Source organism: Aquabacterium sp., from assembly GCF_041909175.1.
Taxonomy (GTDB): domain Bacteria; phylum Pseudomonadota; class Gammaproteobacteria; order Burkholderiales; family Burkholderiaceae_C; genus Aquabacterium.
Genome location: NZ_JAYRDZ010000002.1, coordinates 437,266 through 459,860, shown reverse-complemented (window position 1 = coordinate 459,860; position 22,595 = coordinate 437,266). Strand labels below are relative to the sequence as shown.

At 62.9% G+C, this 22,595-nt stretch carries 18 protein-coding genes and 1 other RNA gene; 7 read left to right on the top strand and 12 right to left on the bottom strand.

What is annotated here, in order from left to right; genetic code table 11:
* The first annotated feature begins 2 nt into the window (after positions 1–2).
* Positions 3–1,250 carry a TolC family protein gene (locus tag ACE3PH_RS04660; RefSeq protein ID WP_033460289.1) on the top strand — a complete coding sequence of 416 codons (1,248 nt, stop codon included), beginning with the start codon at positions 3–5 and terminating at the stop codon, positions 1,248–1,250.
* Positions 1,251–1,458: 208 nt separating this feature from the next.
* Here the strand turns inward: ACE3PH_RS04660 and ACE3PH_RS04655 are convergent.
* Positions 1,459–2,612 (bottom strand): IS3 family transposase gene (locus ACE3PH_RS04655; RefSeq protein WP_374316825.1). Its coding sequence is split into 2 segments (ribosomal slippage): positions 1,459–2,372 and positions 2,372–2,612, totalling 1,155 coding nucleotides; the frame shifts between segments, so codons are not numbered across the junction.
* Positions 2,613–2,878: 266 nt separating this feature from the next.
* Here ACE3PH_RS04655 and ACE3PH_RS04650 point away from each other — a divergent pair.
* A complete protein-coding gene (locus ACE3PH_RS04650) occupies positions 2,879–4,438 on the top strand; it encodes a methyl-accepting chemotaxis protein (protein ID WP_374316824.1) in 1,560 nt (519 codons plus the stop codon).
* On the opposite strand, the gene ACE3PH_RS04645 is transcribed toward ACE3PH_RS04650, so the two are convergent.
* The 4 genes from ACE3PH_RS04645 to ACE3PH_RS04630 all read right to left on the bottom strand — a co-directional run bounded on the left by ACE3PH_RS04645 (position 4,425) and on the right by ACE3PH_RS04630 (position 8,055).
* A complete protein-coding gene (locus ACE3PH_RS04645; RefSeq protein WP_374316823.1) occupies positions 4,425–5,303 on the bottom strand; it encodes a hypothetical protein in 879 nt (292 codons plus the stop codon). The two genes, ACE3PH_RS04650 and ACE3PH_RS04645, sit on opposite strands and share 14 nt — an antisense overlap.
* Positions 5,300–6,310 (bottom strand): gamma-glutamylcyclotransferase family protein, encoded by a 1,011-nt coding sequence (locus ACE3PH_RS04640; RefSeq protein ID WP_374316822.1) that lies wholly within the window; start codon positions 6,308–6,310, stop codon positions 5,300–5,302. Before ACE3PH_RS04640 ends, ACE3PH_RS04645 begins: the two co-directional genes overlap by 4 nt.
* 9 nt (positions 6,311–6,319) lie before the next feature.
* Positions 6,320–7,552 (bottom strand): TIGR03862 family flavoprotein, encoded by a 1,233-nt coding sequence (locus tag ACE3PH_RS04635; RefSeq protein ID WP_374316821.1) that lies wholly within the window; start codon positions 7,550–7,552, stop codon positions 6,320–6,322.
* A gap of 107 nt (positions 7,553–7,659) precedes the next feature.
* Complete coding sequence (locus ACE3PH_RS04630; protein WP_374316820.1) at positions 7,660–8,055, bottom strand: YbaN family protein; 396 nt, start codon at positions 8,053–8,055, stop codon at positions 7,660–7,662.
* 147 nt (positions 8,056–8,202) lie between these two features.
* Here ACE3PH_RS04630 and ubiM point away from each other — a divergent pair, with 147 nt between their 5' ends.
* Positions 8,203–9,471, top strand: a complete 1,269-nt coding sequence (gene ubiM / locus ACE3PH_RS04625) for a 5-demethoxyubiquinol-8 5-hydroxylase UbiM (RefSeq protein ID WP_374316819.1) — start codon at positions 8,203–8,205, stop codon at positions 9,469–9,471.
* Positions 9,472–9,477: 6 nt separating this feature from the next.
* On the opposite strand, the gene ACE3PH_RS04620 is transcribed toward ubiM, so the two are convergent.
* Both ACE3PH_RS04620 and ACE3PH_RS04615 read right to left on the bottom strand, forming a co-directional pair.
* Positions 9,478–9,759, bottom strand: a complete 282-nt coding sequence (locus ACE3PH_RS04620; protein ID WP_374316818.1) for a hypothetical protein — start codon at positions 9,757–9,759, stop codon at positions 9,478–9,480.
* A 136-nt stretch (positions 9,760–9,895) separates the two neighbouring features.
* Positions 9,896–10,366, bottom strand: coding sequence for a winged helix-turn-helix transcriptional regulator (locus ACE3PH_RS04615; protein WP_374316817.1), 471 nt, complete (start codon positions 10,364–10,366; stop codon positions 9,896–9,898).
* Between the two features lie 137 nt (positions 10,367–10,503).
* Between ACE3PH_RS04615 and ACE3PH_RS04610 the strand changes: the two genes are divergently transcribed.
* The 4 genes from ACE3PH_RS04610 to ACE3PH_RS04595 all read left to right on the top strand — a co-directional run bounded on the left by ACE3PH_RS04610 (position 10,504) and on the right by ACE3PH_RS04595 (position 15,767).
* Positions 10,504–11,814 (top strand): D-amino acid dehydrogenase, encoded by a 1,311-nt coding sequence (locus ACE3PH_RS04610; RefSeq protein ID WP_374316816.1) that lies wholly within the window; start codon positions 10,504–10,506, stop codon positions 11,812–11,814.
* A gap of 3 nt (positions 11,815–11,817) precedes the next feature.
* Positions 11,818–12,897, top strand: coding sequence for an alanine racemase (gene alr / locus ACE3PH_RS04605; protein ID WP_374316815.1), 1,080 nt, complete (start codon positions 11,818–11,820; stop codon positions 12,895–12,897).
* 134 nt (positions 12,898–13,031) lie between these two features.
* Positions 13,032–15,098: a secretin N-terminal domain-containing protein gene (locus tag ACE3PH_RS04600; protein ID WP_374316814.1), complete on the top strand. Its 2,067-nt coding sequence runs from the start codon at positions 13,032–13,034 to the stop codon at positions 15,096–15,098.
* A 72-nt stretch (positions 15,099–15,170) separates the two neighbouring features.
* Entirely contained in the window at positions 15,171–15,767 is a 597-nt protein-coding gene (locus tag ACE3PH_RS04595) for a DUF2242 domain-containing protein (protein ID WP_374316813.1), read from the top strand.
* Here the strand turns inward: ACE3PH_RS04595 and ACE3PH_RS04590 are convergent.
* The 5 genes from ACE3PH_RS04590 to secA all read right to left on the bottom strand — a co-directional run bounded on the left by ACE3PH_RS04590 (position 15,756) and on the right by secA (position 22,488).
* Positions 15,756–16,334, bottom strand: coding sequence for a pseudouridine synthase (locus ACE3PH_RS04590; protein WP_374316812.1), 579 nt, complete (start codon positions 16,332–16,334; stop codon positions 15,756–15,758). The genes ACE3PH_RS04595 and ACE3PH_RS04590 overlap by 12 nt on opposite strands.
* 234 nt (positions 16,335–16,568) lie before the next feature.
* Positions 16,569–16,938: a transfer-messenger RNA gene (gene ssrA / locus ACE3PH_RS04585) on the bottom strand.
* Between the two features lie 100 nt (positions 16,939–17,038).
* Positions 17,039–18,307, bottom strand: coding sequence for an HD-GYP domain-containing protein (locus tag ACE3PH_RS04580; protein ID WP_374316811.1), 1,269 nt, complete (start codon positions 18,305–18,307; stop codon positions 17,039–17,041).
* A gap of 169 nt (positions 18,308–18,476) precedes the next feature.
* Complete coding sequence (gene argJ / locus ACE3PH_RS04575) at positions 18,477–19,706, bottom strand: bifunctional glutamate N-acetyltransferase/amino-acid acetyltransferase ArgJ (protein WP_374316810.1); 1,230 nt, start codon at positions 19,704–19,706, stop codon at positions 18,477–18,479.
* Between the two features lie 25 nt (positions 19,707–19,731).
* Positions 19,732–22,488 (bottom strand): preprotein translocase subunit SecA, encoded by a 2,757-nt coding sequence (gene secA, locus ACE3PH_RS04570; RefSeq protein WP_374316809.1) that lies wholly within the window; start codon positions 22,486–22,488, stop codon positions 19,732–19,734.
* Between the last annotated feature and the right edge of the window lie 107 nt (positions 22,489–22,595).

Sequence of the window (22,595 nt, the reverse complement as noted above, 5' to 3'; positions counted from 1 at the left end):
TCATGGTGGCTATCGCGGCTTTGACATTTCATCCCGCGCAAGCGCGCGCCGATGATCTTTCGTGGCTGCCTGCGCAGGCGCAAGTCGAAGCGGCGATAAAAATCCAGCCGGTCGTGAATGCCGCAGCCGCTCGCTTGGACGCGGCGGCCGCCACGCAAAGCGCCCTTGAAGCCGGTAGCCACGAATTTGAACTCAGTAGTGGCCTACAACGTCGCAACGTGACCAACGAAGCGCGTCGCTACAACGAATGGGAAATCCAGCTCAGCCGTGCTGTTCGCTTGCCAAACAAGGCGCGTATAGATCGGGACATCGGCAGCCGCACCCGTAGGGTGGCCGATATGCGCCTTGAAGATGCCGAGCACCAAATGGCAAGGCGACTGTTGGAAGTCTGGGCCGGATGGCTGCGCAGTTTCGTCGTAGCCGACGAGATGCAAGCTCAGGAAAAGTTGCTTAGACGTGAGCAGGAAGCAATGGCCCGCCGCGTGGCCCTGGGCGATGCAGCGCAGCGGGACAGCGACGTTCTGCAAGCCGAACGCGCGATGCTTGCAGCCCAGGTTAGCGCTGCGCGCGACGCAGAACGGGCAGCACGACAAACGATGGTGATCGAGTTCCCGGGCATTGAGATTCCCGCGCGGCCATCCACGCTGCCAGATCCCGATCCTTTGCCGGGCGGGGTACAGGAGTGGCTGGCGCGAATTGTGCGACAAAGCGTCGAAATCGGCATTGCCGATGGAGAGGCAGCGCGCCTTGCCAAGGTGGCCGAGCGAGCTCGCGCCAACCGCACGCCCGACCCCACAGTCGGGGTACGGATGATGTCTGAACGCGGTGGGACGGAACGTGTCATTGGCGTTGTCCTGACGGTGCCATTTGGCACTGACTATCGCAGTGCAATGGCTGCCACGGAAAGCGCCAACGCAGCTGCCGCAGAGGCAGAGGCGCTCGGCGTGCGGCGCGCGGTGGAGCAAAGTGCGTGGGTAGCCGCGCAGGCAGCTGAAAGTAAGCGCACGCAGTGGCAGTCATTCGCGCAGGCGCTGGCCGCGCAGACCACGGCCAGCAACCGCACGCGGCGAGCTTGGGAACTGGGAGAGGCCCCCTTGGCCGAATACCTCTTGACGTTGCGAAACCTGCGCCAGACACGCCTCGGTGAGGCACAGGCTCGCATCGATGCGCTGCAAGCGTCAGCACTGGTGCGTATCGATGCGCATGCGCTGTGGCATTCGAAGGAGGCACATGCCGATGCCCCTCAATGAATCCCGACTACTGGGCAACGCCCCACTATCCAACGCACCATTCGCACCTCGATTCTTAATCACTCATTTAGCGCTACCAGCGGGTGCGGCGCTGATCATCAGCAGTCTATTGATGGATGGCGGTGGGGACTTCTGGGTCGCCGATCATCTCTATCGCTTGCAGGGCAGCCGATGGGCTTTGCGGGATGCCTGAATCGCCCCGGATTTCCTAGACACCCGTGAGCCGTTGGGAATGGCGTCGTTCGAACTCGACCGGCGAAGTGTCGCCTGCGGTGCCGTGGCGCCGCTTGGGGTTGTAGAACATCTCGATGTAGTTGAAGACGTCGGCGCGGGCGTCGTTGCGCGTGGCGTAGACCTGGCGGCGGATGCGCTCGCGCTTGAGCAACTGGAAGAAGCTCTCGGCCACGGCATTGTCGTGGCAGTTGCCGCGCCGGCTCATGCTGCTGCCCAGGTTGTGGTCCCGCAGGAACTTCTGCCATTCGTGCCCGGTGAACTGGCAGCCCTGATCGGAGTGCACCGTGACGGCTTGTTTGGGCTGGCGCCGCCATAACGCCATCAGCAGTGCATCCAACACCAGGTCGGTGTCGATACGACTGCCCATCGACCAGCCCACCACCTGGCGCGAGAACAGGTCCACCACGACCGCCAGGTACAGCCAGCCCTCGTGCGTGCGGATATAGGTGATGTCGGTCACCCACGACTGGTTGGGCTCGGCCACCGTGAACTGGCGCTGCAGATGGTTCGGTGCGACGACTGCAGGCTTGCCGCCGCGCATGCCCGGACGGCGCCTGTAGCCAGTCTGCGAGCGCAGCCCTTCAAGCTTGAGCAGTCGCGCCACGCGGTGCTTGCCACAGCGCTCGCCGAGGTCGCGCATGTCCAGCGCCAGCTTGCGATAGCCATACACGCCGCCGCTCTCCAGCCATGCCTGCTTGAGCAGACCGCTCAAGCGCTGATCGTCCTTGGCCCTCGCACTCTGCGGCTCGGACTTCCACGCGTAGTAGCCGCTGGGGTGCACCTGCATGACCTTGCACATGCGGCGCACGCTGTACTGGCCCTCGTGCGCCTTGATGAACGCGTACCTCACCCGGACTGCTTGGCAAAGTACGCGGCGGCCTTTTTTAGGATGTCGCGCTCCTCGGTCACGCGCCGCAACTCGGCCTTCAAGCGGCGCAGCTCCTCAGCCTGCGAGATCTGAGCCTGCCGCTCCGCTGCCGGCACCGAGTAAGCCTTGATCCACTTGTACAGGCTGTGCTGGCTGACGCCAATCCGGGCCGACACGTCGGCCACCCGGTGGCCTCGCTCCGTGATCTGCTTGACCGCCTCGATCTTGAATTCTTCTGGGTAGGGTTGCTTGCTTTGCATGGCACCTCCGATTGGGCCTCAGTTTGAGGCTCGAAGGTGTCTACTGAAACCGGGGCGATTCAGGCGATTCAGTGCTTGGTCTTTGAGCAACGACAGGCTGACGCGGCTGCGTACTTGTTCACGCATGCTGACCTAGTCACTTCGTGTGTCACGGATGTGTCACGCCCGGTCCTTACAAACCAGTCTTGATCTGTCGCATAGCCGGGCCAGTGAGAGCCGGCGTGATGGCAGGCATTTCTGTCTGGCTACCGGTCTGGTGACGCGCAATGAACCTGTTGAATCGCATTCGCAGCCTGCCCATTGGGCAACGGCTTTTGGCGGGCTTTGCCCTGGTGCTGGTGCTGATGGTGGTGGGGGCCATCGCAGCCTGTGTGTCGGTCAGCCGGGTGCAGGCGCTTCAGGAGGCTGCCAGCCGTGCGACGTCCACCCAGTTGACCGTGGAGCATGTGGCCCAGGCTCTGCAGTCCAATGTGTCGAGTGCGCAAGCCATCATCCGCGCAGCAGGCATGCCCGAAATCGAAGAGGGTTTTGCTCCGCAACTCAAGACGTCTGACGAGTCCGTACGGGCGGGGCTGACCGCATTGGTGAAGCTGGCCAGTGATGACATGGACGGTGGCTTGATTGCGCAAGTGCAGAACCAGTACAAGGCCTATGGTCAGGCACGCGAGGCCGTGCTGACGCTGGTGGCTACCGGGCAGACCATGCAGGCGAGCGAACAGGAGAAGTCCGCCTTGAGTCCTGCGGTTACTGGCTTGGCTGCATCCATGAAGACCTTGTCGGCATCGGCAGAAAAGTTGGCCCAGGTTCGCCGGGACAAGGCAGCGTCCATCACCGCACAGGCCAATGCCCTGGTGCTGAGTCTGACGGGCGTGACCCTGGCACTGGGTATGGCCGTGGCATGGTTCATGGCCCGCTCGATCAGTGTGCCGGTGCGCCAGGCTCAGGCGGTGTGTGAGGCCATGGCCGACGGCCACCTGGGCGTGCACATTCCCGATGCGGATCGTGATGACGAAGTCAGTCGCCTCATGCGTGCCATGGGCCGCATGCAGACCACGCTGATCACATTGACCGCTGAGGTGCGCCAGCAGGCGCAACAGGTGGCGCACATCTCTGACAAGGTGGCCGGCAGCATGGATGGCCTGGCGCAAAGCTCGATGGTCCATTCCGCCACGCTGACGGACGCCATGCAGTCATTGGTACAGATGTCGGCAGAAATCCACCAGAACCACGAAGGGACCCAGGAAGGGGCTTCGCTGGCCACCTCGGCAGCCCAGGCGGCTTCGCAAGGCGCGGGGGTGATGAGCCAGGTGGTGGACACCATGCGCGGCATCCATGCCTCGTCACGTCAGGTGGCCGACATCATCGGCGTGATCGATGGGATCGCATTCCAGACCAATATCCTGGCGCTCAATGCGGCGGTGGAAGCGGCCCGTGCAGGTGAGCAGGGTCGGGGCTTTGCGGTGGTGGCAGCTGAGGTGCGCACCCTGGCGCAGCGCTCAGCCACGGCGGCCAAGGAAATCAAGGCCTTGATCACCAACAGTGTGGAACGCATTGAGAAGGGCAGCGGTCAGGTCGATGCCGCTGGTCAGGCCATGGAGCAGATCATGGCCTTGATCGACCGTGTGGCACAGATCATGGCCATGTTGCAGCAGTCGAGCGCCACGCACGCATCCGGCATTGCCGTGGTACGCGATACGGTCAGCCGGCTGGACGAGTCGAGCCGAACCAATGCCGACTTGATGAGCACCCACGCTCAGGACACGAGCCAACTCAAGGACCAGTCGCACGGCCTGCTCGACGCCGTGGGGGCCTTCAAGTCAAGCTGACTTGATCGAAGTGCTGATTGATGGATTTGGCGTCGAAGCCGGAGCCATCTTGTGCCGGCTCGATGCTGCGAAACTGGCCTTCGCCAACCTGGTCGAGTGGGTATTGATGGGCGGCTGTGGTGAGTTTGCCTTCGCCACTATCGATGCCCTCGACATACAGGATCAGCCGGTCGGCATGAGCGGGACGCGTGCCGGCCTTGATTTCATTTTGAATGGCCGCAATGGCAATGACATCGCTTTGGTCGCTTGTCGCAAAACACAAGGTCTTGCGGTAGATGGCCGAGACGATCTCGCTCATTTCGATGTAAATGCGAAATGGCATCATGCTGCCCAGAACGGGAATGTTGCCGTTGGTGACCTTGCAGGTGTAGTGCTGGAAGGTCCGGGTGGGCACATGGTAGTAACGCAAGGTGGCCGAGATGCGCACGTTGAACAGGTCGTGCTCGTTTTCGTTGAGCAGCCGCAAAACCAGGTATTCACCCTGAAACTGTGATTGCTCGGATTCGATGATGGCCCGAGAGTAGTAGGCCAGCGGTTTGGAGAAGCGCAGCTTGGACTGGTGGCTGATCATCTTCGATGTCAACACCGAGGAAGAAAACGCCGTGAGCAGCAGCAAGCCCAGCTTGTTGATGCCGCTCCACATGGATGAAATGCCGGAAGCTTCGCTGCTGTCGAGGAACAGGAAGGTCGTCACCTGCGTCACGCGTTCAGCCCAGTCAGGTCCATGGGTGTAGCTCCATGTGAACTGATTGATCAGGATGAACAGCGCCACATAGAACAGCCCATAGGCACCGGCAATGAGGGAAATCTGGGTCCAATAGCCGGCGCCCTGCAGGCGCTTCCAGATGTGCTTGAGCCACTTCATGATGGTTGTGTGTCTTCCGAGCAAGGGGGGGGTTGTCGGCTTGTCAGCCTCAAAAGCGCAGCGCGGCGCACCCAGGCATCTTCATCGGCCGTGAGGGCCAGCAAGGCAGCCTGAGAGACGTCAGGCCGCTGGGTGACAGCCAGCCTGATCAGCCAGTGAGTTGATTCGATGGCCTTGGTCAGGGGGGTGACGGGCAGGTCGACGATGGCCTGCGCAAGGTCCGGCGCCATGCGCGATGGCGCTGCCGGTATGGGCTGACGAGGTTGCCTGTGTCGCAGGTCCAGCCACATCATGCCTGTTGTGATGGGGCGATCAAATTCAGCCAGGTTCAGGGCTGGATCGCACGAAGCAGGGCCGATCTGCGTGTCCAGGCATGTGAGCAGCAAGACGAGCGAGGAGTCCGGTTCATTGAGCAGCCACAGGTGGCGCCCGTCGCGGCCGAAGTAGACAAAGGCGAGTGCCTCATCAAGTCGGTTGCCGGGCGCTTCGGTTGAAGCCAGATAGTCCTGGAGAAAATGGGGCACGCGGCTTGACAGTGCTGCAGCCCCTTGTTCACCCATGCGGTAGTAATGGGCGCTGATGCAGGCGGGTGCGGCGCTTGGCGCCAGATCCACGTAGGCATGGCAGCGTGCGCCCGTTGGCAGCGACATGCCAGGGTAGGGTTCAATGGCCTCTGTGACGTCCACGCGGCTGTAGCCTTGCTCGCGGAAGTCCAGGTCTGCCAGTGCATCGATGTGAACACGCTGGCAGATGCCGTTCACGTGCACGTTCGGGGCGGGTTCGATGTTGGCAAAGGCAACGCGTCCTGCAGGTTGCCAGTCGGGTGTGCGGACGTAGCGCTTGCTGCCGTGGTCGGTGAAGTCGCGCACGGCAGTCCAGGTACGTTGGTGGTTGCGCAGTCTGGCTGCCAGCCAGGTGCTGTCGTGCAGATCGCCACCGATGGTGGACGTCAGCGAGCCTTTGGCCAGAATGCTTTGATAGCCGAAGATATAAATGTCGCCTGGCATGACCTGGTTTCAGCTGGCGATGTGGCTCAGGATGCCCTGCGCCGCGTGCTTGCCACTGGCCATGCTGGCCGTGAGCAGGTAGCCGCCAGTCGGGGCTTCCCAGTCCAGCATTTCGCCGGCAAAGAACACCCCGGGCCACTGCCGGGCCATCAATTGCGCATCGAGCGACTCGAAGCACACGCCGCCGGCTGTGCTGATGGCCTCGTCGATGGGGCGCGTGGCGGTCAGCGTCACGGGCAGGGCCTTGAGTGCCTGCGCAAGCTGAACCGGGTCATTGAGCTGGGTTGTGTCCAGCAGTTCGTAGAGCAAGGTCATCTTCAAGCCCTGGATGCCCAGGCGGCTCTTGAGGTGGGTCGACAAGCTGCGTGTGCCGCGCGGGCGGCGTGTTTCGGTGAGCACCTGGTCGGGGCTGTAGGCAGGCAGCAGGTCCAGCAAGATGGTGGCCTGTCCTTGAGCGTCGATGGTGTCGCGAATGGCCGCCGAGAATGCGTAGATCAGGCTGCCTTCCACACCATGCTCGGTCACCACGAACTCGCCTTGCTGGTGGCGGGTGTGTCCTTGCAGGTCCGTGAAGGTGATGGCAACAGGCTTGACCGGTTGTCCAGCATGACGCTCCTTGAGCAGGGCGCTCCAGCCGGTGCGATCAGGCCCGGTGGGGGCCACATGAAAGCCGCAGTTGGCGGGTTTGAGCGGTGCGACATCGACGCCATGTGACTGAACAGCAGAGACCCAGGCTCCGTCGGAGCCGAGTCGTGCCCAGCTGCCCCCGCCCAGTGCCAGCAAGGCGGTCCTGGCCTCGACCTGACGTTCGCCATCGGGCGTCGCGAAGCGCCATGCACCGTTGGGTGTCATGCCCAGCCAGCGATGCCGCATGTGAAACCGCACCCCCAGTTGGCGCAGGCGGTGCATCCAGGCACGCAACAGCGGTGCCGCTTTCATGTCGCTCGGAAAGACCCGACCCGATGTGCCGACAAAGGTGTCGATGCCCAGGCCAGCGGCCCAGGCCCGCAAGGCTTCCGGCGTGAGCGCCTCGATCACCGGGGCCAGCACATCCTGCCGTGGGCCGAAGCGCGTCAGGAAGGGGGCCAGTGGCTCCGAGTGGGTGAGGTTCAGCCCACCGCGCCCCGCCAGCAGGAATTTGCGGCCAGCCGATGCACTGGCGTCATAGACATCCACCTGGATGCCGGCTTGGGCCAGTGTCTCGGCTGCCATCAGGCCCGCGGGGCCAGCCCCGATGACCATGACAGATTGAGATGTGGCGGACGGGGATGAGGAGCCAGATGACACGGGGTAGACAAGACAAATCGACAACAGTCAGGATTAGACCATCGTCGGCCGCCAGCTTGGGCTCATTGCAAGGGCAGGGCAGAGGCGCGCGGTTCAGGGCGCGAGCACAACCACACGCCCACCACCAGGAAGGTGGCATAGATACCCCAGCGCACCCAGGGCGGCACGGGTATCACGAACCAGAGCATCAGGGCACTGCAGCTCATCATCGAACAGGCAAACCACTTGGCCTTGCGTGAGACGGCACCATGCTCGCGCCATTGACGAATGGACGGGCCATAAGTGGGGTGGGCCAGCATCCGGGCTTCCAGCGCAGGCCAGCCCTTGCCGGCAGCCCAGGCGGCGACCAGCAGAAAAGGTACGGTGGGCATGACCGGCAGCACGGCACCGATCACGGCCAGGATGAGGGCCACGATGGCCAGCAGGCGCCACAGCAGCAGTTTGGTTGTCTGGATCACGGTTGCAAGGGTTGAATGATGATGCCAGTCAAGGACATATCCAGACGGCCGACCTAGGATGGCGCACCGTCTGTTTCGCCAGTTTGCCGCAAGGGCGTGCCAGCTTGCAGACAGATTCGTGACATTTGCTGAGGAAGAAGGTCTGTCGTGAATGCGTCGTATGACACCGAAGTTCTGATTGTCGGGGCTGGCCCGGCTGGCTTGGCGCTGGCTTGTTCACTGGCGGATGCCGGCATCCGCTCGATGGTGCTGGAGCAGGCGCCGCTGGCTACCCTGGTCGACCCGCCTGAAGATGGCCGCGACATCGCCTTGACCCACCGTGCCCGCCGTGTGATGACGACCTTGGGCCTGTGGGAGCGCCTGCCAGCTGACGAGGTGGCTCCCTTGAAGAAGGCCCATGTGACCAGTGGCACCTCGCCCTTGGTCTTGCCGTTTGATGCGCAGGAAGAAGGACACGATGCCCTGGGCTGGCTGGTGCCGAACCACCGCATCCGGGCGGCTTGCTATGCGGGCGCCCAGGCGCGTGCGCAGTGGATCACCCTGCAGGGCGATGCCCGTGTGACCGCCTTGCACCGTGACAGCGAACGCGCCACGGTGACCCTGGCGGATGGCCGTGTGTTGTCGGCGCCGTTGGTGGTGGCTGCCGACAGCCGCTTTTCCAGTGTGCGCAAGATGGCTGGCATCGGTGCGCGCATGCTCGACTTCGGTCGCACGGCCATTGTCTGCCGCATGCAGCATGAACTGGACCATGAAGGGGTGGCGCACGAGTGCTTCTTGCGTGGTCATACCCTGGCCATCCTGCCCATGGCGGGCCATCAGGCGTCGGCGGTCTGGACGGTGAGCACCGATGGCGCCGAAGCCCTCATGCAGATGAACGAAGCCGATTTCGCCCAGGCCGTGGACAAGGAATTCGGGCATCGCCTGGGTGAGATGAAGACCGCCGGGCAGCGCCACGCCTACCCGCTGGTGGCGGTGTATGCCCAGCGCTTCTGGGCGGCGCGTTTTGCGCTCATTGGCGATGCCGCCGTGGGTATGCACCCGGTCACGGCGCACGGCTACAACTTCGGCCTGTATGGCATTGAAACCCTGACGCGTGAGCTGGTTGCAGCTCGACAGGCGGGCCGTGATCTGGGGGATGTGCTGGCGCTGCAGGCGTATTCACGCGAGCACCAGCGGGTGACACTGCCCATCTATATGGGCACGAACGCCATCGTCAAGCTCTTTACCAATGACCAGCCTGCGGCGCATGTGCTGCGCGGTGCAATTCTCCGGGTGTCTCGCCATCTTCCACCACTGAAGACGGCGATCACCCGACAACTCACTGGCAGCGGCAAGTCACCTTTCGATGTCGTGCGTGAGGGGCTGGCCGCCTTGCCTGCCTTGCCCCGTCCACCCTTTCTCTCCGGGCGGCACTGAGGGTGCTCACATCAGCCGCTCAACACGGCTGAACAGGGCCACCAGTTCGCGCGGGGACAGGTGACAGGGGGGGATGGTGCTCAGCAGGCGCTCGTCATCGGGCGTTTCCGTGCCGGTTTCGATGCGGTGCATCAGGTCATGCAGTCGACCGGCCAGACCAGGGCCCTGCATGGCGCCCAGGAAGGCCGAACCCGCTGCGCGCAGCTTGTCCATCTGCAATTCTTCCGCGCCCATGGCTGGCTGGCTGCTGCCAGGCTCGGACGGTGTGATTTTCGTGGTGGCATCCATCGTGAACTGCTTCCTCAATGTGAAGGTTGAAGACTGGCAGTCAGTGTGCGGCGCGCGTTTTGCCCAGCTGTTTCGCAGTTGTACGAAACCGGTTACATAAGCAACTTTGAAACGATGAATTGGCGGGTTTCCACCCTCATTCATCCACCGGCAGGATGAGGGTTTCCTTGATCTCTTCCATCACGATGTAGGTGCGCGAGTCGGTTGCGCCCGGCAGCTTCAACAGGATTTCACCCAGCAGGCGGCGGTACTGCGACATCTCGCTGATACGCGCCTTGATGAGGAAATCGAAGTCGCCTGACACCAGGTGGCAGTCGAGCACTTCCGGCACGTGCCCCACCTGTGATTTCACTTGGTTGAACACCTCGTCCGACTTGGCTGACATCTTCAACTCCACGAACACCAGCATCGATTTGCCCACCGCGGCCGGGTTGAGCCGCGCGTGGTAGCCGGTGATGACGCCGTCACGTTCCAGCCGGCGCACCCGTTCCGTGCAGGGCGTGGCTGACAGCCCCACCTGCTCGGCCAGTTCGGTCATGGTCAGTCGACCGTTGCGCTGCAGGGCGGCCAGGATGCGTCGGTCCAGTCGGTCCAGATCTCGTTTCATTGAAAGTCACCATAATATTCTGGTGTTTTGGTGATTATCACTGGTTTGCGTGGTTTGTGCGCGTAAGAACGTTGGAATCCACTGGGCCGGCTCCACTACAGTTTGAATGCATCTTGTGGTGATTTTGGAGTGAACCCATGGATGTGATCGTGCTTGGCGGCGGTGTCATCGGCATCAGTACCGCGTACTACCTGGCTCGGGCCGGGGCTCAGGTGACGGTACTGGAACGCCAGCCAGGTGTGGCGCTGGAGACCAGTTATGCCAACGCTGGCCAGGTGTCAGCCGGTTACGCCACCCCGTGGGCTGCGCCGGGCATTCCGGCCAAGGCGGCGGGCTGGTTGTTTCAGCGTCATGCGCCGCTGGCGATCCGTCCCGATGGCACGCGCTTCCAGCTGCGCTGGATGTGGGAGATGTACAAGCAGTGCACGCCGCAGGCCTATGCGGTCAACAAGACGCGCATGATGCGCCTGGCTGAATACAGCCGCGACCGCCTGCGTGACTTGCGCGCCGCCACCGGTGTGCGCTACGAGGGCCGCAGCAAGGGAACCTTGCAGCTGTTTCGCAGCCAGGCTCAGGTTGATGCCGCTGCGCGTGATGTCGAGGTGCTGAAGTCTCTGGGGGTGGACCACCAGTTGCTGCGCCCGGATGAACTGGCCCGCATCGAGCCGGCCCTGCATGCCGTGCGCGATCAACTCACAGGGGGGCTGCACCTGCCCAATGACGAAACGGGTGACTGCCACCTGTTCACCCGTGCGCTGGCTGACGAAGCCCGTGCCCTGGGCGTCGAGTTCCGTTTCGGGGTGGACATCCAGTCGCTGGAAACCGAAGGCCAGTGCGTGCGTGCTGTGGTGGTGGATGGCCAGCGCCTGCAGGCCGACCACATCGTGCTGGCCATGGGCAGTTACAGTCGCGAACTGCTGTTGCCGCTGGGGCTGGATCTCCCGGTCTACCCGCTCAAGGGCTACTCGCTGACCGTGCCCATCGTGGACGAGGCCCGTGCGCCGGTTTCCACCATCCTGGATGAGACCTACAAGATCGCGGTGACACGCTTTGACCAACGCATCCGCGTGGGCGGCATGGCCGAGATCGCCGGCTTTGATCTGCGGCTCAACCCGCGTCGTCGCGCCACCTTGGAAATGGTGGTCGACAACCTCTTCCCCGGAGCCGGGCAGACGGCCGAGGCCACCTTCTGGACGGGCTTGCGCCCCATGACACCTGATGGCACCCCCATCATCGGTGCCACCCCGTGGCGCAACCTGTGGACCAACACCGGTCATGGCACCCTGGGGTGGACCATGGCCTGTGGCTCGGGGCAGTTGCTCGCCGACCTGATGGCAGGTCGCGTGACCGCTATCGACCCTGAAGGCTTGTCGGTGGCGCGGTACCAGCGCCAGGCGCGCAAAGGCCATTTTGTCGCGCAACCGGCGCACCACCTGACGCGGGGTTGAGCCATGGGTCGCCCTTCAGAAGTCTGCATCGACCTGGATGCCCTGCGTGCCAACTATCGTTTCCTCAAGCAACACCATGGTGGTCGTCTCGTCGCGGTGGTCAAGGCCGATGCCTATGGGCATGGTGCCGATCGTTGTGCCCGTGCCTTGTCTCAGGGCCCGGTTCAGGCCGATGCTTTCGGCGTCGCCTTTGTGGAAGAGGCGGTCGCCCTGCGTGAAGCGGGTGTCACCGCGCCTATCCTCGTGCTGGAAGGGGCATTTGACGTGGCCCAGTGGCAGCAGGCCCGGCAACTCGGCCTGTGGATGGTCGTCCACCATGCCGCGCAGATCGCCACGCTGGAAGCAGCCTTGCCGGCCGGTTCCGGCATGCATGTCTGGCTCAAGCTCGACACGGGCATGCACCGCGTGGGCTTTGCGCCCGATGAGGCGCGCTCGGTCTGGGACCGCCTGCACAGCACGGGGCGTGTAGCGCAGATCACCTGGATGTCGCATCTGGCGCGCGCCGACGAGCCGGATGCAGATGCCACCACCCGTCAGATTGATACCTTCAACCAGGCCACAGCCGGTCTGCCTGGCGAGCGCAGCCTGTCGGCGTCGGCCGGACTGCTGGGCTGGCCGGCAGCGCGGTATGACTGGGCCCGTCCGGGCATCGCGCTGTATGGTGGCTCGCCCTTGCCTGCGTGGCAGGCTGCATTGAGACCGGTGATGACCTTGAGCAGCCACGTGTTTGCCGTGCGCGAGGTGGCGGTCGGCGAAGCGGTGGGCTATGGCGGCATCTGGCGTGCGCCTCGACCCAGTCGCCTGGGCTTGGTCGCGATGGGCTATGCCGATGGCTATCCGCGTACGGCCAATGTGCAGACCCCGCTGGCGGTAGATGGCCATGCCGCCCAACTGGCGGGGCGTGTGTCAATGGACATGCTGATGGTGGACCTGACAGATCTGCCCCAGACCGGTGTCGGCTCGCGTGTTGAGTTCTGGGGGCCGCAGGTGCTGGCTGGTGCCGTGGCGGCTTCGGTCGGTACCATCGACTATGAATTGCTGTGTGGGGTCAAACGTGTGCCGGTGAGGGTGCTCGGTGCATGACATGGCGCGTCATGTTCGTTGTGTTCAGCATTGAAACTTGACGGAGCCTCAACATTGCTTTCGCAAGGATTTACGTTGGTTTCCCATGATGTCGGCTGGTGTACTCACGAGCCGATGCTCTTGGCGGATCTGTCGTGTCCTTGTTGTCTTGTCTTCGAAAAATCTGCCTGCTGGCGCTGCTGGTGAGCGCGGGCTCGGTGTGGTCCAAGGCCCCATCGGCCAGCATCAACCTCAACTTTCCTGATACCGATGTGTCCGCCGTGGCGCGGGCCATGGCCGCCATTGTCGGCAAGCAGATCATGGTGGACCCCCGTGTCAGCGGCAAGGTCAGCCTCTATACCGATGTGGCGGTGACGCCAGCACAGGCCTACGCGCTGTTCACAGCCGCCTTGCGTGGCCGCGGCTATGCCGTGGTGGAAGCCGATGGCCTGCTGAAGGTGGTGCCGGAGGCTGAAGGCAAGCTGCAGGGCGGGCTGGTGCTGCCCGAGGGCGTGAGCTCCAAGGGCCGGGAACAGATTGCGACGCAGATCTTTCCGATCCGCTACGAAAACGCCTCCAACCTGGTGACGGTGCTGCGGCCCTTGATCTCGCCCAACAACACCATCAACGTGAACCCGGGCACGAACACGTTGATCATCACGGATTACCTCAGCAACCTGGCTCGTCTGAAGACATTGCTTGCGGCCCTCGACACGCCCAGTGCGACCGATGTCGAGGTCATCCCCTTGCGCTACACGCAGGCCTCCGATCTGGCTGTGACCATCCGCCAGCTCACGGAAGGGGCTGCCAGCACACCCAGTGGCGGTGCCACCGCAGCAGCAGGGAGCAATGGCGCGGCGGCAACCATGCAGTCAGGGGCCACGGTGATCCTGGCCGACCCGCACATCAACGCCTTGCTGGTGCGGGCGCCCAACCAGTCCAAGCTGGCCATGGTCCGCACCCTGGTGGCCAGGCTGGATCAACCCGGCGGCACCGGCGCTGCCGGCAGCAACATCCATGTGGTGTACCTGAAAAATGCAGAGGCCACCCGTCTGGTGTCGGTGTTGAAAGCCGCGTTCACCGCCGATGGGGGGCGTTCGGCCACCAACACGGGCGCCGGCAGTGGAGGCGGGACATCGTCCAATGGCACCATCTCGGGCGGTAATGTCGGCAGTCAGGGCACGGCCGGCATCACCAGCATGGGCAATTCGTCATCGACATCCAGTGGCCTCAACAGTGCACAGGCCACGGCAGCCGTGGCGGCCACAGCCCAGCCCATCACGGGCGGCTACATCCAGGCTGACCCGGCCAGCAACGCCCTCATCATCACCGCGTCAGAGGCCTTGTTCCGCGAAATGCGCGGGGTCATCGACATGCTCGATACACCGCGTGCGCAGATCTACGTGGAATCGCTGGTCGTCGAAGTGGCCGCCAGCCACACCTATGACGTCGGTGTGCAGTGGGCGCAGATTTTCAACATCAGCAAGGACACCACCCTGACGCTGGGGACGATCGCCTCCGCAGTCGAGTCGCTGGCCGGCACCAATGTGCTCTCGACGGCCAACCTGATCACCCTGGACAACGAAGAAGCGAAGATCGTGGTGGGGCAGAACGTGCCGGTTGTCACGGGCAGCTACACCAGCAGCTCGAGCAGCTCGTCCAACCCATTTCAGACTATCGAGCGCAAGGATGTGGGCATCACCTTGCGCATCCGTCCACAGATTGGTGAGAACGGCACGGTCCGCATGACGATCTACCAGGAGTCGTCCTCCGTGTCGGCCACGGCAGCAGTCGGCACATCCAACTCAGGCGTCACCACCAACACCCGCTCCATTGAAACCAAGGTGGTGGTCAAGGACGGCAAGATCATCGTGCTGGGCGGCTTGCTGGAAGACAGCAACGCCACCGAGGCCGGTCTGATGCCCGGCATGTGGGATACACCCGTGATCGGCGGTCTGTTCCGCAGCCTCAGCCGCACCCGCAAGAAGACCAATCTGGTGGTGTTCCTGCGTCCCCACATCATGCCGGCGGAGACCGGTGCGGCCGATCAGATCACGCTGGATCGCTACGCTTACATCCGCGCGCGTCAACTGGAACAGCCGGGTGATCCGTTAAAGGTGCTGCAAGAAGGCACGGAGGCGGATAATCCGCCCTTGTTGCCAGAAATTTCCAAGAATCAGGCTGAGCCTGCCGCACCCACGACACCCGCCAAACAGCCTTGAGGGCTGTGACAGGGCGCAGGATGCCCAGGCCTGTCTGGTACGCCAGCTGGCCTGTTGACGATGTCGGTATCCATGTCCATGTTTGTTGCCCTGAATGCCCCCCGCCGGGCCCTGCTGGCTGCCTGCCTTTTGACCACATTGCTGGCGGGCTGTGGCTCGTTTGACAAGGGCAAGGTGTATGCCGCCCAGGAAAAGTTTGCTTCGGGTGAAACCTACTCCCGCCTGTTCGATGCGACGCCACCCAAGGTATGCCGGTCGGCCAAGCTGGCCTTGATGAGCCAGGGCTATCTGGTCAACTCCACGCAGACCACGGTGGTGGAGGGGCGCAAGCACTTCCAGCCAGATCCGGGCTCCAACCTTGAAATCATCATCCGGGTCGAGTGCATCACCGACGCACCCGATGGCAAAGTCAGCCTGGCGTTTGCCGCAGCCATCCAGGACACCTATGTCGTCAAGCGCTCCACCAACTCGGCCAGCCTGGGTGTGGGGGGCATTGGTTCGGTCTCCATGCCATTCAGCGAGTCGAGTGACGGGCTCACCAAGGTGGCCAGCGTCACCATCACCAATTCCGATTTCTATGACCGGCTGTTTGATCTGATCAAGCAGTACGCGGCGGCCGAAGACCCTGCGGCCACTGTGGTGGACACGCCCGCATCCTCAGCGCATTGACGCTGGCTGGGTGTCGATCGCATCCTGCCAGGTGCCGAGCGACAGTCCGTCCAGGCTGTAGGGGCCAATGGCCGTGCGAATCAGCCTGAGCGTGGGAAAACCCACGGCGGCGGTCATGCGGCGCACCTGCCGGTTGCGCCCTTCCTTGATGCGCAACTCGATCCATGAAGTCGGGATGGCCTTGCGTTCGCGGATAGGCGGCACGCGATCCCAGACTTCGGGGGGCTGCTCCAGCAGGCGCGCCTGGGCCGGTCGGGTCATGCCATCTTTGAGCATCACACCCCGGCGCAGTGATGCGAGGGCCTCCTCAGTCGGGATACCCTCCACCTGTGCCAGGTAAGTCTTTTCCATCTTGAATTTCGGGTCGCTGATGCGGGCCTGCAGCTCGCCGTCATTGGTGAGCAGCAGCAGGCCTTCGCTGTCGGCGTCCAGTCGGCCGGCAACATAGACGCCGGGCAGGTCGATGAAATCTTTCAGTCCACGCCAGGCTCCTTCGGGCGTGAATTGGCTCAGAACACCGTAGGGCTTGTTGAAACGGATCAGGCGTGAGGGCGGGGCTGATGGCATGTGTGAGGGGATCGTGAGCGTACTTTGAGGTTGCTGTATGTGATGCCCCTCGCAGGTAGGGCTGTCTTAGGGGCTGCCTACGTTGATCGCATGGCGCACTGCGCACGCCTTATTGCCAGGTACATGACACGAATTTCGAAGAAGCTTGCATTGCTGTCTTGTCAATGAAAAAGCCCTAAGTAGTTGATTACTTAGGGCTTTTTGGTGCTTGGCGAAATTCACCGAAGCTTTGTATGGTGGAGCCGGGGGGAATTGAACCCCCGTCCGTAAGCCATCATCGAGCAGTTCTACATGTGTAGTCGTCTGATTTGATTCTCACCAACCTGATCGCGCAGCGACACGCTACCAAGCTAGCCAGTCACTTGATCTCGACCTGAACTGTGTGACCCAGCTCAGACCCAGCCTATGTGAATGACCTCTCAGCCTTTGTCTTGCGACTCAGGCACAGCCCATAGGCCAACTGTTGAGAGGCTCACCGGTATTAAGCGGCGAGTGCGAACGATTCGTCGTTTGCAGTTAGTTTTTTCCAGTGGATTTACGAGCGGACTGGTGCTCGACATGCCCTGTCCCGAATCCGCACCCACGTCGAAACCAGGTCGGCCCCAGGAAAAGTTTGGCCATTGTAGGCGGGTTCTGCCCCGCCTGCCAGCCTTGTGGGTCTACATGGAGGCCTGGAACGTGATTTCAAGCCCCCGCAAGGCAACTTAGGCCATGTCTTCAACCAGGCCGGCACACATCAGGTCAAGTGCGTCGGCTTCATCGGGCTCCAGGGTGCCCGCGGTAAGCCGGGCCACGCGCTCGATTTCCTGCAGGCGCGCGCGCAAGGCATCTTGTACAGCCTCGGCTTCCGCCGCTTCTTCTGCACCGACCTGGCTGGCCCACAAGCCGCTTTCATTCCAGCCGCTGCGCAGCTTGTGCACGAGGAAGCGTGTCAGGCTGGCCGCCTTTTGCAGGCTGTCACTGGCTTCGGCCGGGATGAGGGTGTCGATGCGCGACATGGAGGTCTGCAGGGCGGTGTCCAGGCGGGCCAGCTCGCGGGAAAGGTCGGGCAGCGAACGCTTGGCCTGCATGGGCGCCACTTTGCGTGCCGCTGCAGCCAGCGGCCCCGCCAGATGCTCGTCGAACTCGCCAGGCACCACCCGCAGCGCCACGCTGGCATGGTGCAAGGTGGCCCCAGGCATGCGCAGTGCAGCCAGCGCAGCCTCGACCGTGGCCAGCAGGCGCCCCAGGGGCGACATCTGTTCGCCCCGCAGCATGTGCGGGTAGCCTGATCCGTCCAGGTGCTCGTGGTGTTCGCCCACCGCCCGGGCAATGTCTTTCGAGTAGTCGGTCAACTGGGTCAGCAGCAACTGGCCAATGTGGGGGTGCACGACCAGTTGGCGGTAGCTTTCCACATTGAGGGTCGCGGCCGCATCGGCTTCGCCATGTTCAGGGGCGATGTACATCTCCCCCACATCGTGCAGCAAGCCGGCCGTCATGGCCTGGGTGATGAGGCGCTCCTCGCCTCCGCTGGCGCGGATCATCAGCGTGCCGGCCACCGCCATGGCCTCGACGGCATGGGCGTAGGCCTGTGGGCGGGCTGATTCGCTGGCACTCAGCAGCAGTTGCACCACCGGATGCAGGCGGATGTTGGCCGCTGCCTTCAGCAGGGTGGCGGCATAGGGCTTCAGAAAGGGGGCCAGGGCGCCCCCCTCGCTCTGCAGCAATTCGTGGAGCGACTTGAGCAGGGACTGGGTGGTGACACCATCTTCGGCCACCAAGCAGGTTTCCAGTGGTTTGCTCAATGCCCGGTCCATCAGCTTGCGCTGCAGGTCCTGTGACACCGGCTGGTCTCGTGCCCACAGCTTGATGCCACTGATGTCGAAGATGTCATCGGCGGCGATGATCGACTTCGTTTCACTGGCTTCCAGGATGGCAGCCAGGGCATGTGGGTTGGCGGTGCGGAACGCGCCGGTCGCGGAGATTTGACTCATGACAGACTCCTCTCTTCGTCTGCGTGGGGCCGAATCCATTATCAGATCAGTCCGAAAAAGAGGGGCTATGGATGCCCCTGATCTGGTCTGATCCTGCACAAAAAAAAGCCATGTCCGGGTGAGACATGGCTTTTTGGCAGGGGAGGGACTGCGGGTAAACCCGCAATGATCAGCTGCGGTAGTCGGCGTTGATGCTGACGTAGTCGTGTGAGAGGTCGCAGGTCCACACGGTGGTCTTGGCGGTGCCGCGGTTCAAGCCCACGCGGATCGTGATTTCGCTTTGCTTCATCACGCGCTGGCCGTCTTCCTCGCGGTAGCTCGGGTTGCGGCCACCCTTGGTGACCACGTGCACGTCGTCGAGGTGCAGCTCGATCAGGTTCTGGTCGAGGTCATCGATGCCGGCGTAGCCCACTGCTGCCAGGATGCGGCCCAGGTTCGGGTCGCTGGCGAAGAAGGCGGTCTTGACCAGCGGCGAGTGCGCAATGGCATAGGCCGCCTTGGCGCATTCGTCTTCCGTGCGACCACCTTCGACGGTGATGGCGATGAACTTGGTGGCGCCTTCGCCATCACGCACGATGGCCTGGGCCAGGTGCTGGGACACGGCGATCACGGCCTCGCGCAGGGCACGGCCTTCAGCGCTGTCCAGATCGGTGATCTCGGCGTGCGCGGCCTTGCGGCTGGCCATCAGCACGAAGGAGTCGTTGGTCGACGTATCGCCGTCGATCGTGATGCGGTTGAAGGAAACGTTGGCCGCCTCGGTCACCAGGGCTTGCAGCAGGTCAGGGCGGATATTGGCGTCGGTGGCCACATAGCCCAGCATGGTCGCCATATTGGGGCGGATCATGCCGGCCCCCTTGCTGATGCCCGTCACGGTCACGGTGACCCCACCCAGGGTGATCTGACGCGAGGCTGCCTTGGGCAGCGTGTCGGTCGTCATGATGCCTTCAGCGGCTGCGGCCCAGTTGTCGGGCTTGAGGTCGGCGATGGCGCCGGGTAGGCCCGCTTCAATGCGGTCGACCGGCAAGGTTTCCATGATCACACCGGTGGAAAACGGCAGGATCTGTTCAGGCGAGATGCTCAGCTGGCGGGCCAGTGCGATGCAGGTGGCGCGGGCGCGCACCAGGCCGTCTTCACCCGTGCCGGCATTGGCGTTGCCGGTGTTGATGACCAGCGCGCGAATCTCGCTGCCGGCAGCCAAGCGCTCGCGGCACAGCTGTACCGGTGCAGCGCAATAGCGGTTCTTGGTGAAGACGCCAGCGACGGCGCTGCCTTCGTCCAGGGTGATGACGGTCAGGTCACGGCGGTTGGCCTTGCGCACGCCGGCCATGGTGATGCCCAGCTGGACGCCAGGTACGGGGTGCAGATCAGACGGGTTGGGAACGCTCAGATTGACGGGCATGGTGAGTCAGTGCTCCAGCAGGAAATCAGGCCAGCTTGCCGTGGCAGTTCTTGTACTTCTCGCCACTGCCGCAGGGGCAGGGGTCATTGCGGCCCACACGCGGCACCTCGCCGGCCACGGTGCTCTGGTCGGTCTCGGCTGCCACAGAGCCATCTTCATTGGGGTGGGTATAGGTCACGTTGACAAAGCTGTCGCCTTGTTCCTCGATGGCCTGCGTGGCTTCAGCCACTTCTTCCTGGTTCTGGATACGCACGGTCATCAGCACGCGGGTGACGTCCATCTTGACCACGTCCAGCAGTTGGCCGAACAGCTCGAAAGCCTCGCGCTTGTATTCCTGCTTGGGGTTCTTTTGAGCGTAGCCGCGCAGGTGGATGCCCTGGCGCAGGTAGTCCAGCGCAGCCAGGTGCTCACGCCAGTGGCTGTCGATCGATTGCAGCAGCACGCTGCGTTCGAAGTTGCTGAATTCGCCCGCGCCGACCAGTTCGACCTTGGCCTGGTACGTTGCGTCGGCAACCTGCAGCACGCGCTCCAGGATGTCGGTGTCTTCAATGGAGGAGCTAGATTCAACCCAGCCCTTGAGGTCAACCTCGACCTGCCACTCTTCCTTGAGCGTCTTTTCCAGGCCGGGCAGATCCCACTGCTCTTCCATGGTCTGCTCGGGCACGTAGGTGCGCACCACGTCGGTCAGGGCGCCCTTGCGCAGGTTGGTGATGGCGTCGCTGACGGCATCCGACTCGAGGATCTCGTTGCGCTGCTGGTAGATCACCTTGCGCTGGTCGTTCGACACGTCGTCGTACTCCAGCAGCTGCTTGCGCATGTCGAAGTTGTGGCCTTCCACCTTGCGCTGGGCGCTTTCGATGGAGCGGGTCACGATGCCGGCCTCGATGGCTTCGCCTTCGGGCATCTTCAGGCGGTCCATGATGGCGCGCACGCGGTCGCCCGCGAAGATGCGCATGAGCGGGTCATCCAGGCTCAGGTAGAAGCGGGTCGAGCCCGGGTCACCCTGGCGACCGGCACGGCCACGCAACTGGTTGTCGATACGGCGGCTTTCATGGCGCTCGGTGGCGATGATGCGCAGGCCACCCAGCTCCTTCACCTTGGCGTTGAGTTCGACCTGCTCGGCACGCAGCGCTTCGATCTTTTGCTTCTTGCCAGCCTCGTCGAGCGACTCGTCGGCCTCGATGGCGGCGATGTCCTTCTCGACGTTGCCGCCCAGCACGATGTCGGTGCCGCGACCGGCCATGTTGGTGGCGATGGTGATCATGCCGGGGCGACCGGCCTGGGCCACGATGTCGGCCTCACGGGCGTGCTGCTTGGCGTTGAGCACCTGATGGGGCAGGCCTTCCTTGGTCAGCAGGGCCGACACCAGCTCCGAGTTCTCGATGCTGGTGGTACCCACCAGAACCGGCTGGCCACGGCCATGGCAGTCCTGGATGTCGGTGATGATGGCCGCGTACTTCTCTTGCGCGGTCTTGTAGACCAGATCAAGCTGGTCCTTGCGCAGCAGGGCACGGTTCGGCGGGATCACCACGGTTTCCAGACCGTAGATTTCCTGGAATTCGTAGGCTTCGGTGTCGGCGGTACCGGTCATGCCGGAGAGCTTGCCGTACATGCGGAAGTAGTTCTGGAAGGTGATCGAGGCCAGGGTCTGGTTTTCGGCCTGGATGGGCACGCCTTCCTTGGCTTCGACAGCCTGGTGCAGGCCATCGGACCAGCGGCGACCAGACATCAGGCGGCCGGTGAATTCGTCTACGATGACCACTTCCAGGCCGTGCTGGCCAGGTTGCACGACATAGTGCTGATCACGGTGGAACAGGTGGTGGGCACGCAGACCTGCGTACAGGTGGTGCATCAGCGTGATGTTGGCGGCGTCGTAGAGGCTGGCGCCTTCCACCAGCAGGCCCGCTTCGGTCAGCAGTTGCTCGGCCTTTTCGTGGCCGGCTTCGGTCAGGAACACCTGACGGCTCTTTTCGTCGGCCGTGAAATCACCCGGCTCGATGATGCCTTCGCCCGTGCGCGGGTCGGCTTCGCCGATCTGCTTCTTCAGGTGCGGCACGATGGCATTGATGCGCAGGTACAGCGCCGTGTGGTCTTCGGCCTGGCCGGAGATGATCAGTGGCGTACGGGCTTCGTCGATCAGGATCGAGTCGACTTCGTCGACGATGGCGTAGTTCAGGCCACGCTGCACACGGTCTTGCAGTTCGTAGACCATGTTGTCGCGCAGGTAGTCGAAGCCGTATTCGTTGTTCGTACCGTAGGTGATGTCCGAGGCGTAGGCGGTCTGCTTTTGCTCACGGTCCATCTGGGGCAGGTTGATGCCCACGCTCAGGCCGAGGAAGTTGTAGAGCTTGCCCATCCACTCCGCATCGCGGCGTGCCAGGTAGTCGTTCACCGTCACCACGTGCACGCCCTTGTTGGTCAGAGCGTTCAGGTACACGGGCAGCGTGGCGGTCAGGGTCTTGCCTTCACCGGTACGCATTTCAGCAATCTTGCCGTTGTGCAGGGCGATGCCACCCATCAACTGCACATCGAAGTGGCGCATCTTGAAGACGCGCTTGGAACCTTCGCGAACAACGGCGAAGGCTTCCGGCAGGATGGCATCGAGCGATTCGCCCTTGGCCACGCGCTCTTTGAACTCTTCGGTCTTGGCGCGCAGTTGTTCGTCACTCAGAGGCTCGAAAGTGGATTCAAGCGCGTTGATCTTGGTTACCGTACGCCGGAACTCCTTGAGCAGGCGTTCGTTACGGCTACCGAAAATCGAAGTGAGAAGCTTGGGCAACATGGAGAAGGTAATCCATTGAAACAAGTGACCGCGCCAACCTGGTTCACCCCTTCTGGGTGAGCAGGCTGACACGTCCGCCTACGAGGGACTTTTCCCCAGTAGACCAA

Coding starts and splice junctions, on each gene's coding strand:
- ACE3PH_RS04660 (WP_033460289.1), top strand. CDS start 3: ATGGTGGCTATCGCGGCTTTGACATTTCATCCCGCGCAAGCGCGCGCC.
- ACE3PH_RS04650 (WP_374316824.1), top strand. CDS start 2,879: ATGAACCTGTTGAATCGCATTCGCAGCCTGCCCATTGGGCAACGGCTT.
- ACE3PH_RS04645 (WP_374316823.1), bottom strand. CDS start 5,303: ATGAAGTGGCTCAAGCACATCTGGAAGCGCCTGCAGGGCGCCGGCTAT.
- ACE3PH_RS04640 (WP_374316822.1), bottom strand. CDS start 6,310: ATGCCAGGCGACATTTATATCTTCGGCTATCAAAGCATTCTGGCCAAA.
- ACE3PH_RS04635 (WP_374316821.1), bottom strand. CDS start 7,552: ATGGTCATCGGGGCTGGCCCCGCGGGCCTGATGGCAGCCGAGACACTG.
- ACE3PH_RS04620 (WP_374316818.1), bottom strand. CDS start 9,759: ATGGATGCCACCACGAAAATCACACCGTCCGAGCCTGGCAGCAGCCAG.
- ACE3PH_RS04615 (WP_374316817.1), bottom strand. CDS start 10,366: ATGAAACGAGATCTGGACCGACTGGACCGACGCATCCTGGCCGCCCTG.
- ACE3PH_RS04610 (WP_374316816.1), top strand. CDS start 10,504: ATGGATGTGATCGTGCTTGGCGGCGGTGTCATCGGCATCAGTACCGCG.
- alr (WP_374316815.1), top strand. CDS start 11,818: ATGGGTCGCCCTTCAGAAGTCTGCATCGACCTGGATGCCCTGCGTGCC.
- ACE3PH_RS04595 (WP_374316813.1), top strand. CDS start 15,171: ATGTCCATGTTTGTTGCCCTGAATGCCCCCCGCCGGGCCCTGCTGGCT.
- ACE3PH_RS04590 (WP_374316812.1), bottom strand. CDS start 16,334: ATGCCATCAGCCCCGCCCTCACGCCTGATCCGTTTCAACAAGCCCTAC.
- ACE3PH_RS04580 (WP_374316811.1), bottom strand. CDS start 18,307: ATGAGTCAAATCTCCGCGACCGGCGCGTTCCGCACCGCCAACCCACAT.
- argJ (WP_374316810.1), bottom strand. CDS start 19,706: ATGCCCGTCAATCTGAGCGTTCCCAACCCGTCTGATCTGCACCCCGTA.
- secA (WP_374316809.1), bottom strand. CDS start 22,488: ATGTTGCCCAAGCTTCTCACTTCGATTTTCGGTAGCCGTAACGAACGC.